This window comes from Candidatus Chloroploca mongolica (assembly GCF_004762035.2).
GTDB lineage: Bacteria > Chloroflexota > Chloroflexia > Chloroflexales > Chloroflexaceae > Chloroploca > Chloroploca mongolica.
Window position 1 is genome coordinate 14,718 of record NZ_SIJK02000021.1, and the last position, 14,616, is coordinate 29,333.

Annotated in this window: 9 protein-coding genes; 3 read left to right on the forward strand and 6 right to left on the reverse strand. The window is 58.1% G+C overall.

Translation table 11 applies throughout. From position 1 onward, the window contains the following. Window positions 1-26: 26 nt before the first annotated feature. From EYB53_RS12725 to EYB53_RS12745, 5 genes are all read right to left on the reverse strand, one after another. Window positions 27-1,481: a DUF8738 domain-containing protein gene (locus tag EYB53_RS12725; protein WP_135478560.1), complete on the reverse strand. Its 1,455-nt coding sequence runs from the start codon at window positions 1,479-1,481 to the stop codon at window positions 27-29. 3 nt (window positions 1,482-1,484) lie between these two features. Further along, the gene (locus EYB53_RS12730) at window positions 1,485-2,231 is read right to left on the reverse strand and encodes a prolipoprotein diacylglyceryl transferase (RefSeq protein ID WP_135478561.1); all 747 of its coding nucleotides are present in this window, start codon (window positions 2,229-2,231) and stop codon (window positions 1,485-1,487) included. Continuing rightward, window positions 2,231-2,809 (reverse strand): TlpA family protein disulfide reductase, encoded by a 579-nt coding sequence (locus EYB53_RS12735; protein WP_135478562.1) that lies wholly within the window; start codon window positions 2,807-2,809, stop codon window positions 2,231-2,233. Before EYB53_RS12735 ends, EYB53_RS12730 begins: the two co-directional genes overlap by 1 nt. Window positions 2,810-2,941: 132 nt before the next feature. After that, window positions 2,942-3,946, reverse strand: a complete 1,005-nt coding sequence (locus EYB53_RS12740) for an HD-GYP domain-containing protein (RefSeq protein ID WP_254151050.1) — start codon at window positions 3,944-3,946, stop codon at window positions 2,942-2,944. Further along, window positions 3,943-9,201, reverse strand: coding sequence for a response regulator (locus EYB53_RS12745; RefSeq protein WP_135478563.1), 5,259 nt, complete (start codon window positions 9,199-9,201; stop codon window positions 3,943-3,945). The genes EYB53_RS12740 and EYB53_RS12745 overlap by 4 nt, the downstream gene beginning before the upstream one ends. Window positions 9,202-9,569: 368 nt before the next feature. On the opposite strand from EYB53_RS12745, the gene EYB53_RS12750 reads away from it, so the two are divergent. Further along, window positions 9,570-11,072: a carotenoid oxygenase family protein gene (locus EYB53_RS12750; RefSeq protein WP_135478564.1), complete on the forward strand. Its 1,503-nt coding sequence runs from the start codon at window positions 9,570-9,572 to the stop codon at window positions 11,070-11,072. Here EYB53_RS12750 and EYB53_RS12755 read toward each other — a convergent pair. Then, window positions 11,051-11,620: a GNAT family N-acetyltransferase gene (locus EYB53_RS12755; RefSeq protein WP_135478565.1), complete on the reverse strand. Its 570-nt coding sequence runs from the start codon at window positions 11,618-11,620 to the stop codon at window positions 11,051-11,053. The genes EYB53_RS12750 and EYB53_RS12755 overlap by 22 nt on opposite strands. 274 nt (window positions 11,621-11,894) lie before the next feature. Here EYB53_RS12755 and EYB53_RS12760 point away from each other — a divergent pair, with 274 nt between their 5' ends. Together EYB53_RS12760 and EYB53_RS12765 are read left to right on the forward strand one after the other, a co-directional pair. Beyond that, on the forward strand, window positions 11,895-13,181 hold the full coding sequence (locus tag EYB53_RS12760) for a hydroxymethylglutaryl-CoA reductase, degradative (protein WP_135478566.1): 1,287 nt from the start codon (window positions 11,895-11,897) through the stop codon (window positions 13,179-13,181). Between the two features lie 249 nt (window positions 13,182-13,430). After that, window positions 13,431-14,480 (forward strand): hydroxymethylglutaryl-CoA synthase, encoded by a 1,050-nt coding sequence (locus tag EYB53_RS12765; protein WP_135478567.1) that lies wholly within the window; start codon window positions 13,431-13,433, stop codon window positions 14,478-14,480. Window positions 14,481-14,616: the final 136 nt, after the last annotated feature.

A 14,616-nucleotide genomic window follows, 5' to 3' on the forward strand; every position in this document is an offset into this window, starting at 1 on the left:
CCCCATTTTCAGCGTAGCCCTGCCGCTTACCCCGCTGGCCGTCCATTGCGACAGAGGATCACCGCAGTGCGGGTGTCGGTGTGATAGTCGTAGAACTGTTCGTCTAGCTTGAGCACGATCTGGTAGCCTGGGGTGAGTACCTGGAGGTAGTTTTGGCCTGGTTCAGGGCAACCCAGTGAGCCGTCCGGCCAGACGACTTCGTCTGCAAGGTGCAGGCTGATTGCTGCAAACGAGGCGCCGGTACGCTTGATGAGATCGGCTTGCGCAAGGGCAATCGCTCGGTCGATGCCACGCGCAAGACCCTCGATGATCACCGGTTGGCGCGCAATGATTGTTTCGCTGCCATCAAGCGGCGAGATGACAAAGACCTCGATGACACCAGGGGTTTCGGTTTCGGGTGGCGTGAATACGAGGCTCGCCACAAAGGGGCCGGGAATGTTGAGATCGGGACGCTGCACCGAGGTTCCACCCTGGGCGATGATCGCGCCGCTGGCCGTGCGTAGCCGGAGATCAATGCCCGCCTCAAAGGCTCGCCCTCGCTCAAAGCCTTGCACAAGTACCGGACTGCTGATGCGCGTCGCCGCCGCCGGTACCGTAATCAACGCTTGCTGTCCCTCGGCAAAGGGGAGTTCGTAACGCCAACGGTAGTAGTGCAGGCCGACATTGCCCATTTCGACCTGAAATTGGGGCGGGTTGCTCGGGGTGTAGGTCAGCAACCGCCGCTCGAAGGGCTGCACCATGACGTCACGCTCGACCCCGGCAATCGGGACACGCACCCAGAAGGCGTCAGCAAGAGGATAACCCGCTATATAGAGCCAGTCAAAACGCGGGGTTACTTGCACAAAACGCCGCTTCTCGTACACGACTCCGCCTTCGTTGAGGTATGACCAGAAGGCACGTGGAATGCCATACCCATTGACGACTGCGCTGTCAATCCGTGCCGCCGCAAGGTTGGCGAACTCTGGGGCGGCTCGCAAGCCAACAGGCGTCAACCGCTCTGCGACGGTATCGCCAGGGCCAAGGCGCGGTTGCACCCGTACATAGGGCTGCAAATCGGCGTAGGTTGGAAAGGTCGCGTTAGGATCGCCCGCCACCGGGATGGTCGCTGGTGCCAACGCCACAAAAGCGCCATTGCCAACCTGCACCCGCCCATCAATCATGTCACGCACGAGTAACCCGCTCGTGACAAACCAGAGGCTAGCTGGATCACCAAGCGGATCATTGATCTCCATCCGCCCCTTGTCGAAGTATTGCACCGAGCGAAACTGCTCTGGCCCATCAACATACCACTCCCGCAGCCCTTGCGTGCGCGGAACTGGCCCCCAGAGCCACGAATGGCTGCCGCGCCCCTGCTGTACCGGGTAATCGCTGCGCTCCCAGATCGTCCTAAAAGCGGGAGGATCAGAGGTCTGGGCCGCAGCACTCAGCGGCAGAAAGATGGTCAGCAGAAGCAAAAGACCGAAGAAATAGCGCATAGACATGGTTCACCTCATATAATCGGGATGCAGTTGTATCTTCTTGCGCCCCCACCTCATCGCCCCGAGCATGAGGCCCAGGCCGACGATCTGCGCTATCCGCAGGCCAAAAACGGTCAGCAGTGCGTCGCCACGCAGTGGTTCAAGCAACAGCATCGTCAGGCCCTGCAGCCAAAGGTAGGCGGCAAAGAGTGCCCCCGGTGCCAGGGAACGTCGGGCAAGTAGCTGAAGGATGCCATAGCTGATCAGCGCCGCAAGCATCAGATAGATCTGCGTTGGGTGGCGTATGGTGCCAAAAAGCGGAATGCCCCAGGGCAACGCCGTTGGGAGGCCAAAGGCTTCGCCGCTGAGCAAGAGACCGAGGCTGGCAATGGCCTGTACAAGTGGCAAGGTCAGCGCCGCTACATCCGCGCTCGGCGCGAGGTCGCACCGACGCCAACGACACCAGAGCCACACTGAGGCCATGCCACCGATCAACGCACCTGCCCAGGCGAGATCGGCAACCCGTAGCGCCACAAAAAGCCCAGGATTGCGCCCATAGAGATCCCAGTTGAAAAGGCCATACCAGAGCCGTCCGCCAACGAGTGCGCCTGCGAGTACCGGCAAGGTGAGGCTGGAAACCTGATCGGCCAGTTCCGCGCCGCCCCGCTGACGCGCGATGCGTTCGCTCAGGAACATCCCCACCATGATGCCGAGCAGCAGCAGCAGACCGCCACTGCTCAGGTTGAGCGGGCCAAGTGGAATGAGGGGATACATTATGGCGCCTCGGCCAGCAACTGTTCGACCGTACCAGCAATGACGCTGCGGGCCAATGGCCCACGGTAGACGGCACGGATCACCCCGGCTCGATCCACAAAAAAGCTTGATGGCATCACGCGGGCTTGATAGACATTGCTCACGGTGCCATCACGATCAAGCAACGCAGGAAAGGTGAGGCCGCTCGCGTCCATATAGCCCGCAACGGTTGCCGCTTCCTCACGGGAATTGACCGCCAGCACGGTGAAACCCTGGTCACGGTACTCTTCGTACGACGCCTGGATCATCGGCATCTCGGCGCGACACGGCGGGCACCAGGTCGCCCAGATGTTGATCAAGATCACCTGGCCGCGCAGGTCAGCGAGTTGCACCGGTTGCCCCGTGAGATCGAGCAGGGTAAAGTCAGGCGCAGGATGGCCTTCACGGGGCGCGGGTACCGTTGCAACGCTTGCTGCACCAGGCTCGGCCAGGCTAACAGGCTGATCAGGGCGCACACGACTCAGAACGATCAACCCAATCCCCACCACCAGCGTGGCAAGCATGAGTATATCCCACTGGCTACGACGAAGCATCACCATATACTGTCTTACTGCTCCTCTAGGTTCTCTAGGATCAATAGCATTCAAGGAAGCTCACGCGAAGACACGAAGGGTTCGTGCACCTCCACGAAAACCTTTGCGCCTTTGCGCCTTTGCGTCAAAACAACCACCTTATTTGCCAGGCATTGCCTCGAGGACTTGAAAAAAGAGTTCGACGGCCCACGGGTCAAAGTGTGTTCCGGCTTGCGCCCGCAGATAGGCCAGAACCTCGTGTTCGGGCCAGCCACGGCGATAAGGGCGATCGGAACGCAGGGCGTCCCAGACATCGACGACCGCAAAGAGACGCGCCGCCAGGGGAATCGCGCTGCCCGCCAGACCACACGGGTAGCCTGTACCATCCCACTTTTCGTGGTGGCAATAGGGGATAGCGAGCGCTGGTTGCAAGTAGGCGATCGGCGCAAGCATATCGTAGGCATACCGCGGATGCTGGTGCATAATGGCCCACTCTTCTTCGGTCAATGGCCCTGGTTTGAGCAGAATCGCATCAGGAATGCCGAGTTTACCAATATCGTGCAGCAACGCTCCACGTCGAATCGCGGTCAACTCAGGTTCAGTGGTGCCAGCAGCACGGGCCATACGTATGGTCATCTCGGTCACACGCAACGAGTGGCCCTCGGTCTCTTTATCGCGCAGATCGAGGGCATGCACCCAGCCTTCGATGGTTGCGTCATAACTCGCGATCAGTTCCTCGTGGGCATGCTGCAGAGCAGCGCGCTCTTCAAGTAGGCTCCGATAGCGATTGAGCCGGGTAATCGTTTTGACCCGTGCCCGCAACTCGGCCCGTTTGAAGGGTTTGCTAATGAAATCGTCAGCACCAGCTTCAAGCCCACGGAGGCGCGACTCTGAGTCATCAAGCGCCGTGACCATCACCACAGGAACTTCGGCCAGATGCGGATCGGCGCGCAGGCGTCGGCATACCTCAAACCCATCCATACCTGGCATCATCACATCCAGCAAGATCACATCAGGCGTCAGGGCAGCGGCCTGCTGCAACGCTTCAGGACCATCAGCCGCAAATGCCAGCGTATAGCCCTGACCATAGAGCAGATCTTCCAGTGTCTCGCGGCCAATCGGGTTATCGTCAACAATGAGGACAATGCTCGGTGCTGCCATCATAGCTCCCCCTGCGGATGGTCGAGAAGCCGCTCAATCGTGTCAACCAGGCCACGCAGACTCACCGGTTTGCTGAGGTACTCACTCGCCCCCGCTTCCATACAGCGCTCACGATCACCCGGCATCGCAAGGGCCGTCAACGCAATAATCGGCGTTAGCGCAAAAGTAGAATCGGCGCGCAACCGCCGAATCGCCTCAAGTCCATCTAATTCAGGCATCTGAATATCCATGAGCACGAGATCGGGGGGGGTCTCGGCGGCTAGGTCAAGGGCTTCACGCCCATTGCGTGCCACCGAGAGCCGATAGCCTTTGTCTTGCAGATAGTCGCCAAGCGCAATAATATTGACTTCGTTATCTTCGGCCATCAGGATATGGGCTACTGACGAGCGTCGTGCTGGTGCTGAGGCGATAACAATCGCTTCACGTGGTGGTTGAGGCTTATGCACCGCAGCACCAAGCGCCCGACGCAGCGTCTCGCGCGAGATGGGCTTCACCAGGTATTCGGCGGCCCCGGCCGCCAAGCCACTGACCCGATCGTCAACAACCGAGATAATGATCACCGGAATAGCCTGCAACGTTGCATCAGCCTTGAGTTGCGCCAGAATTTCCCAGCCTGATTGCTCGGGCATCTGCAGATCAAGGAAGATGACATCAGGACGCAGACGAGCGACCTCATCAACGGCCCCGACACCCCGACCATAGACCATCGCATGGATGTCGAGTTCCTCAAGGTACCGGGCGATCTGTTCACCGGCCGTCTCTGAGTCTTCAATCACCAGCGCCGAGCGGAGCTCTTCGGAAGCAGGTTCGTCTGCCGGATGGGTCGGCAAGCGTGCGGGAACCGTGGGAGGCGGTGGATAGGGCAGCGCGACGGTAAAACAACTCCCCTTGCCCGGTTCACTCGTCACCGTGACACTGCCCCCGTGCAACTCAACCAGCCGACGCACCAGCGCAAGGCCAAGACCAGTCCCTTCATGCTGACGGCTGAGGCTCGAGTCGAGTTGGATAAAAGGCTTGAAGAGTTGGGCGATCCCTTCGAGTGACATCCCAATGCCGGTATCCTCAACGGCAAAACGGATCGCCCCCTCGTCCGCCTGCGCCTCGACAAGCAGACTCACTCGGCCCCCTGGCGGGGTGAATTTCACCGCATTGCTGAGGAGATTGACAAGGATCTGCTTGAGGCGCTTGGGGTCAGCTTCAACACGCGCCTGTGGCTCATTGATCTGCAGGTGCAGCTGGATCTGCTTTTTATTGGCGAGCTCTTTGACAAAGACCAGGCTTGCCTCGCAGATCTCGCTCACCGCCAGGATTTCGGGTTGCAGATCCATGCGCCCGGCTTCAACTTTCGAGAGATCAAGGATATCGTTGATCAAGGCAAGCAGGTGGCGACCACTCGCTTCGATGTTGCGCAGCGACGCCTGCTGGCGTTCGTTGAGCGGGCCACGCAGTTGTTCCAGCAAGCCTTCACTCAATGCCAGAATCGCATTGAGCGGCGTCCGCAACTCGTGGCTCATATTGGCGAGAAAGTCATCTTTGGCGCGCACAGCGCGGGCAAGTTCCAGGTTGGTACGGCTAAGATCCGCAGTACGCTCATCAACCCGCCGGGCCAACAGATTGCGCTCATTGATCAGCGCATGTTCGGCACGCCGCCGCTCAAGCCAGAGACTAAGGGCATGCGCAATGCTGTCGAGCATGTTTTGCTCTTCCGGGATAAGTTGCACATCTTCAAGGTAAAAGACCTTCAAGCACCCGATCGCGCTTCTACCCACAAGAATGTCGGCACGAATGCCCGGCAACGACTCAGCAATGGCCTCGCCTTTCATCGAACGATAATGGCAACCATCAACGTCAATGGTCGCGAATGCAATCTCAGGATACTGCATCGCAGCAACAAGATAGCCGATCACCTGATGACAGAGAGCATCAAGGGAGGGATTCTGATCAAGCAAGCGCTGCACCTGACGTAAACACGTCAACTCTTTGAGCCGCTCTTGCAGATCGTGTTCCATCTGCTTGCGCATGGTAATATCTTTGCTCGTCGCGACAAAGTCGGTAATCGCCCCACGCTCATCACGCACCGGGGTAATCGTCTTGGCCTCATAGATAAGCTGCCCATCTTTGCGTCGATTGGAGAACTCGGCCTGAAACGACTCACCACTGAGGATCGTGGCCCAGAGGTTGGTATAGAACGCCATGCTCTCCAGGCCCGATTTGAGAATACGCGGTGTCTGCCCAATGACTTCGTCATAGGCAAACCCGAACTGGCGCTCGAAGGCTGGGTTGACATACTGGATGATCCCGTTGATATCAGTAATCAAGACGATGTCATCCATCTGTTCCACCACCCGTGAAAGGCGCACAATTTCGGCGGCTGATCGCCGCGCCTCCGTGACATCACGAACAATGGCAACCGCTTCGCGCTCGCTCGGGTTGACACTGAGCCGCGCCTCAAAGAAGTGCGGTTCATCACCAAGCATCAGTTGATATTCAAAGGTCTGCAACGCGTCGGTTGTGAAAGCCGCATCAATGGCTATCTGCCATTGTTCCCCGACCTCCAAGGGCAGTACATCGCGAAACGACTTGCCAAGAAACACGTCGGGCGAGACATACAGGAGGTCAGACATCATAGCCGAATAATCAAGAATGACGCCTTCGTGGTTCACCCGGAACATGATATCCGGAATTGCCGCAAGTAACGCGCGACTACGCCGCTCACTGGCGCGTATCTGCTCTTCCGCTTCGTGTCGTTGCTGCTCCTGCGCCATAAATTCCAGCGCAAAGGCAATATCAATGGCCATTTCATCAAAAAGCTTGAGTTCAGCTTCATCAAAGAAATCGGTCTCAGGCGCATACAGATTCAGCGAACCCTCTACCTTGCCCGCAACAATCAGGGGAAAGACCGCGAGCGCATCATACCCAAGGCGCAACGCATCCTCGCGCCAGGGGGCCATGCGTGGATCATTGGCAATATCATTGATCACGATATGCTCCCCATGTCGCAGAGCGGTCGCCGTGGGCCCACGCCCGCGCGGGCTATCGTCAAGCGTGATGCGCAGCTTGCCCAGATAATCGCCAATTTCGCCAGCCCAGGCAACCGGTTGCACTTCACTTGTCTCCGGATCAAGCAAGCCAATCCAGGCCATGCGAAAGCCCCCCTGGGTAACCGCGATCTGGCAGGCCGTGGCAAAGAGGAACTGCGGATCACGCACGCGCACAATCGTCTCATTCACCTCACTCAGCACGATATAAGCGCGATTGAGCTTGTGCAAACGGGCTTCGGCCTGCTTGCGCTCGGTGATATCCTGCACTGTGCCAATAATTCGTTGCGGTTTATCTTCGGACTGGCTCAAGGAGATGGCTGCTTCAAACCATTGCTCACGCCCCAACGAGGGGTTGAGGCGATATTCGATCGTCACCCGCTCGTGGCTAGCCAGCGCCTCGGCCTGCGCCGCAAGCAAGGCCGCACGATCATCGGGGTGAACCCAAGTGATAAACTCATCAAAGGAGGGGACCCCAGCCTTGGGATCCCGCCCAAACAGGCGAAACATCTCGTGTGACCAGAAGCCCGTGCCAGTCGCAAGATCAAGATCCCAACTCCCCAGATGGGCCACCTCCTGGGCCATCTCAAGGCTCGCCTGACTCTGCGCCAGCAAGAGATCGGTGCGCTGGCGCGACCGTATATAAAGGAGGAAGAGCGTAGCGGTGAAAAGCCCGATCGCAAGGGTCGGCCAGGCCATCCAGCCGCGAATAGCAGCCACATACGCCGGGCCAGGCCGAACGACAAACTCCCACGTGCGGCCATAGAGCTCGAGACGGTGGGTGGTCACATAGCGGGACGCCTCGAGTTGGGCTGGGCTCACCTCGTCAGCAGGTGCCAAGGTCTGGCTTCCCGAGCGCGACGGTTGAAAAGCCAGCAACGGCGGCGCTCCTTCCGTCACATCAAAAAGGTAGAATTCAAGATCATGAGGCGTCGTCGCACCAAGGGCCTGTTCGACCACCTCTTCCATCTGGAGAATGAGAAAGACCATCCCTTCAAAAGCCGCCTGACGCTCGGCAAGGGTCTCTATGGGGGTATCAACAGCATAGAGCGGGCTAATGAGCAAGACATGCAACTCATCATCGGTCGTTGAAATCAGCTTGAGTTGCGGAGTCAGCATTGTCTCACCACGATCACGCGCACGCATAATCGTCGCAGCACGGACTTGCTCGGATGGCATATCAAAGCCTAGGGCCGGACGATTGAGCTCAAAAGGCTCAAAAAAGGTCGCCGGAAGATAGAAAGGCCGCTCAGCGACAGGTATCGGTTGACCGGTGGCATCACGTTCATAAAGCATAGAGGAGGAAAAACCCTCTTCACGCAGCGCTTGCTCAAACGCGGCCCGCTCTTCTTGCGGCACTACGGGCGACCACGCCATCGTCTGAATACTCGGTGAACGCGCCAATAGAGGGGTGACAAAACGAAGAAACTCAGCGCGATCAACCTCATCTGAGGCGTCATAGAAGGAGCGCACCGCGAGCAACGAGTAGTCGTGGTCAGACATCATTGTCGCAACCGCCCGTACCACCTCGGCACTATCGGCCTCGAGGCGGGCGCGCAACTGACGCTCTTCATAGTTAATCGCAAGCGTAAAGACAAAAAAAGCCAGCCCGACCATCAGACTTGCCAATGGGCCGACCAGCACTTCCAGGCTCACGCGGTTATGCCTGATCCGGGTTGCAGCAATGATCGCCGGCGCGATCATCAGGATGCCGACATAGACGCTGATCCACCAGCGCCCAAACAAAAGAGGCGCCTGCGCCCACGACAACACTCCAGCCACGGCCATGGACACCATGCCGACAGCAGGGGCTACCGCAGCCGTTACCCCGTTGAAAAAGAGGCTGAGTACCACCAGTTTCACCGTGCGTGGCGGCAACGGACTGGCAAAGCGGCGCAGCAAAAAGGCCCCGAGTAGGGCCTGCATCGTTGAACCAAGCGCAAACACCAGGGCCAGTATCGGGGTCACCGGGCCGCCAAGGAGCGAAAGACCGACGAGAAAACTACCCGCCAGCACTCCCAGGCTCAACCAGTAGCCGCCGATAACAACGCCAGCCAGGGCCACACCTGCCGCAGGCCACACCGCAACGATTGGATCAAGCGGATCAAGAAAAAAGAGGGTAGCGTGAGCAATCGCCACATAGAGTAGCGCCAGCAGGAAGATGTTCCCTATAAGCCACAGACGACGCGATGGCGAAACAAGACTGGTTTGATTCTGCATAAACACTGGTCTCTCAAACGTACGTATGTGGTTTGAGGAATGTGACAATGAGACCGGTGATCGTATTGTATCACCCGCTAGGGGGACTTTCAATGTCCGAAATATGCCGTTCCTGTGCGGGGAGCCAAGTCAACGCCGCTGGCTTGGCTCCCCACACAGGAACGCCTCCTGGAGGCCTCATTCTTGTGGTACAATGAAGTATGCACAGGTTTTTTTCGCTTTTTGCAAAGCTTTCATCTGAGTTTCTTGGGGCCTACGACCCCAAGAAACTCGCTTGTACGGCGGTCAGCTTCGCTGACCGCTGTACAAGCATGGGTTTTTAGGGCAACAGCCCTAGACCGCGCCAGAAGGCGTAAAAAGGAATATAGATGACAATGACAACCACCCCAACGACCGAGGTGCCGTTCGAGCAGATACGCGCAGCCTTTGCGCGGGGCTATCAGTCGCAGCGGCAAGAATTGGCCTATTGGATTGATGAGGTTGAGGGAACCATTCCCCCCGATCTCCACGGTACGTTCTTTCGGAATGGCCCGGGCTTGCTCGATGTGAATGGGCAACGTCTGCATCACCCGATTGACGGTGACGGTATGATCTTCTCAATGGCCTTTGCCAATGGCCGTGCCTTTGTGCGCAATCGCTTTGTGCGCACCAAAGGCTTTCTCGAAGAGCAAGAAGCCGGCAAGATCCTCTACCGTAGCCCGTTTGGCACGCAGAAACAGGGCGGGATGCTCGCCAATATTTTTGATCTGCGCCTCAAGAACCTGGCGAATACCAGTGTTACCTATTGGGGCGGCAAATTGCTTGCTCTGTGGGAGGGTGGCGAACCCCATCGCCTCGATCCTTATACGCTCGAAACACTTGGCCTCGATGACCTGGGTGGCATTCTCAGCCCCGGCAAAGAGTTCGCGGCCCATTACCGCATTGATCCCGATGTCGCGGGGGAGCCACATCTGGTCAATTTTGGCAGCCAGATGAAACTCGGCATCGGTTTCCAGGAAGATGCGACGATCATCACGATCTATGAGTTTGACCAGGCAGGCAAGGTGCTCAAGCGCCACGCCTATCGCATCCCTGGTTTCTCGGTGCTGCATGATATGGCAATTACGCCTAACCACTGCATCTTTTTCCAGACGCCCCTCGATTACAATGCGATCCCGTATGTGCTCGGCATCCAGTCGATTGTCCAGTCTTTTCGCCTGAATCCTTCGCGTCCGACCCGGATTGTGGTGCTGCCCCGCGATCCCGAGGGGCCAGTAAATATCTACGACACAAAATCAGGCTTCATTTTTCACCTTGCCAATGCCTTTGAAGATGGTGATACGCTCTGTGTTGATGCTGTCTCGTACGCTGATTTCCCCCAGATCGAGCCAGGCGAGAACTTTCTTGACCTTGATTATCGGCGGTTCCCTGCTGGCGAACTCTGGCGCTATACGATTGATACCAACACTGGCACGGTTGACCGTACATTCCTCTATCCGGGTACCTGCGATTTCCCGACACTCCACCCGCAGAACCAGGGCCGTCCGTATCGTTATGTCTACCTTGTTGCGGCCCCCCCAGACAAGACCAGATGGGTCGTGCAGACGATCACGAAACTCGATCTCGCCACGGGCACAACCGATGTGTGGAATGCTGCGCCCTACGGGTTCCCGAGTGAAGCGCTCTTTGTACCCAGGCCCGATGGGGTGGCAGAAGATGATGGCTGGCTCTTGAGCCTCGTCTACGATGGCGAGCAGCATCGCAGCAGCGTCGTGATCCTCGATGCCCGCGACCTTGCCCAGGGGCCAATCGCCCGGCTTCAGATGAAGCACCACCTGCCGCATGGGTTCCACGGCTGCTTTGTGCCCGACTATTTTGGGCCTGAGGCCTGAGCAACCCGTTTCGCCATCAAGATATCAGGTTTGCCAAAGCCATTCGCATCAGGCACAAGGCCCACAATCACGAAGCCACACCGTTGATAAAAGGCGTACGGGTGGTCACGCACGTTGCGGATCGTCGACATATGGGCAGACACATCAGGATAGAGGTCAACGCCAGCCAGCGACGTAAGCCCAGCCTCATCATCGGTGCCAAGGAAGATGGTCGAGCCGCCACGCGCCACAACCTGCCGTTCCAGATCTTGCACGAGTGCCCGCCCAACGCCTTGGCGCTGGTGCGAGCGGCGCACCACCAACGGGTGCAGTTCCCACACATGGCCGGGGTACAACTCGAGGGACCCAATCCAGCCCACGAGCAACCCGGCCTCGTCATAGGCAACTCGGCAGATCTTCGCCGGATCAAGTGCCTCCTCAACCTCGGTCTGGGCGCTCTGAAGATCCGGCCAGGTCTGTGGCGCAAAGTCACGAAACCCCTCGACCAGCAGCATCGCTGCCGCCGTACGGGCCTCGTGGTCGTTCGTTTCGAGCGTTGTGATGTTCATATATGTATTTTCTTCCGCTTCAAAAAAAAGTCCAATGTTTTGCTCGCATGCAAGTCTAGCAAAAGCAATCCCGTGCGTGAACAACGTGAAATGCGGTTATAATGGCCTCTTTTTACCATAATTTCAAGCCCATGTGCCTTGCCTGAAAGCCTGAGAGAGTGGGTTGATAGGTTTTGACAGTTAATCCAAGGCTTGCCGAGGGCCTACCAATGTTACAATAGTCAACGGAAGAGCTTGTGCAACAAAGTACGATGTGGAGGAAGCATAGCGTTTTATGGGTACAAAAAATTCACGGCTCCAGGGATTTTATCAGTTAAACCCGTTTGAGCGTTTGCAAATGGTCAAGTCCTTTGACGGACTGTGCGAAGAAGATCTCCGGGTTTTGCATGGTGGTCATGGCACCCTGACGATTGAGCGTGCTGACAAGATGATCGAAAATGTGGTCGGCACCTACAACCTGCCACTTGGCATCGCGACCAATTTTTTGATCAACGGGCGTGACCATTTGATCCCGATGGTCGTTGAGGAACCATCAATTGTTGCCGGCGCAAGCTACGCGGCCAGAATGGTACGCGAGGGCGGCGGTTTTGCAACCAATAGCACCGACCCAGTGATGATCGGGCAAATTCAGATTGTTGGCGTGGCGGCCCCGCAGAGTGCGCGTCACGATATTTTTACGCGCAAAGAAGAGATCCTCGCGATCGCAAATGCCCAGAGCCGCTCGCTCGTCGGGCTTGGCGGCGGTGCCCGTGATCTCGAGGTCAACCTGCATGCAACAAGCCCGATGGGGCCAATGATGGTTGTTCACCTGCTGGTTGACACCCGCGATGCGATGGGGGCCAACGCCATCAACTCGATGTGTGAGGCCGTTGCGCCATTGATCGAGCAGATCACCGGTGGGCGCGTCTATCTGCGCATTCTGTCGAATCTCAGTGACCGTCGCCTCGCCCGCGCACGCTGTGTCGTGCCAACCCGCGCCCTCGAACGCGATGGGTTGAGTGGCGAAGAGGTGGCCGAGGGCATTATGTGGGCCTATGCTTTTGCCGCCGTTGATCCCTATCGGGCAACGACCCACAACAAGGGCATCCTCAATGGGGTTGACCCGGTGATTGTCGCAACCGGCAATGACTGGCGCGCCATCGAGGCTGGCGCTCACGCGTATGCTTCACGCAGCGGCCAGTACCGCTCGTTGAGTGTGTGGGAGCGCGATGACGAGGGCAATCTTGTTGGCACCCTCGAAATGCCCATGGCCGTTGGCATTGTTGGCGGTGCAACCAGGGTGCATCCCGCAGCGCAGACCGCGCTCAAATTGCTTGGGGTGAAGTCAGCCAACGAACTGGCCGAGATTTGTGTCGCCGCCGGCCTCGCAAGCAATCTGGCCGCCATGCGTGCCCTCGCCTGCGAAGGGATCAACCGCGGCCACATGGGGCTCCACGCACGCCAGATCGCAATGGCCGCCGGAGCCCACGGCCCCCTCGTTGATGAGGTCGTCCGCCGTATGATTGAAGAACGCAATATCAAACCCGCTCGAGCGGAAGAATTGATCGCTGAATTGCGGTAGTGCCGTCGGTGAAGCACGTTTTCTGATGATTTGACGCAAAGACGCAACAGCGCAAAGGGTGTTAAGACAAAGCAACTGTGGGATAAACGCAGGATCGCCGATGATGACGATGGCTGCATCGCACGTTGGGCAGGGCCTGCGTTTTTTGCTGTGCCAGATACCAAGTTACGCTCATCGTAGTGCCGACTTCAGTCGGCTGAGCCGGAAGCCGACTGAAGTCGGCACTACATTAGAGAGAAGGTTAGCCGTATGATGAAACCAGAGCGCCCGGTTGGTCTGATTGGCTACGGGGCGTATGTTCCCCGCTATCGCATTGCTGCGCGTGAGATTGCGCGCATCTGGACTGATGGGCAGGGTGGGGTGCCCGTGGATGCCAAGAGTGTGCCAGGGCCCGATGAAGATACCATTACCCTCTCGATTGAGGCCGCCCGCAATGCCCTTGCGCGTGCCGGGGTCACAATCGAACAGGTGAGTGCGGTCTGGGTCGGCAGCGAGAGCCATCCGTATAGTGTGAAGCCTTCGGGCACGATCGTGGCCGAAGCGCTTGGGGCGACGCCGTGGGTGAGCGCCGCTGATTTTGAGTTTGCCTGCAAAGCGGGCAGCGAGGCCCTCACCGCAGCGATGGCGTTGGTTGGCAGCGGGATGGCCAATTATGCCATGGCGATTGGCGCCGATACCGCGCAGAGCCGCCCCAGCGATGCGCTGGAATATACCGCGTCGGCGGGGGCAGGTGCGTTGCTGATCGGGCCAGCCGCAGAGGCCGTGGCAACGATTGACGCAACCGTGAGCTATGTGAGCGATACGCCCGACTTCTTCCGGCGCGCCGATCGTCCCTATCCCGTCCATGGCAATCGCTTTACCGGCGAGCCGGCCTACTTTCACCAGATCCAATCGGCGGCCCAACGCTTGATGAGCGATATGGGCAAGACCGCCAAGAATTTCACCTATGCGATCTTCCACCAGCCGAATGCCAAGTTCCCTCAGGCAGTCGCCAAGCGCCTGGGTTTCAGCGATAGCCAGATTGCGCCCGGTTTGCTTAGCCCACAGATCGGCAATACCTACTCGGGCGCGGCCATGGTCGGCCTGTGTGCAACACTTGACGTTGCGCAACCCGGTGAGACCATCTTTATCACGACCTACGGTAGCGGCGCTGGCTCTGATGCCTATGCGCTCACCGTCACCGAGCAGATCCTCGAGCGGCGCAACCGCGCCCCGCTGACCGAGGCCTACCTCAAACGGCAGGTCTTTATTGACTATGCGGTCTATGCGAAATGGATCGGCAAGTTGGTGATGGGGTAATGCTTTTGTTTGCCTGGTTTTGGCGGCTGCGCCGCCAAAACCAGGCAAACGAGGGGTGATGCAAAGTTTGCCTCTGGCGGTAGGGTGTGGGGTGGCTGCGCTGCCAAAACCAGGCACACGAGGGGTGATGCAAAGT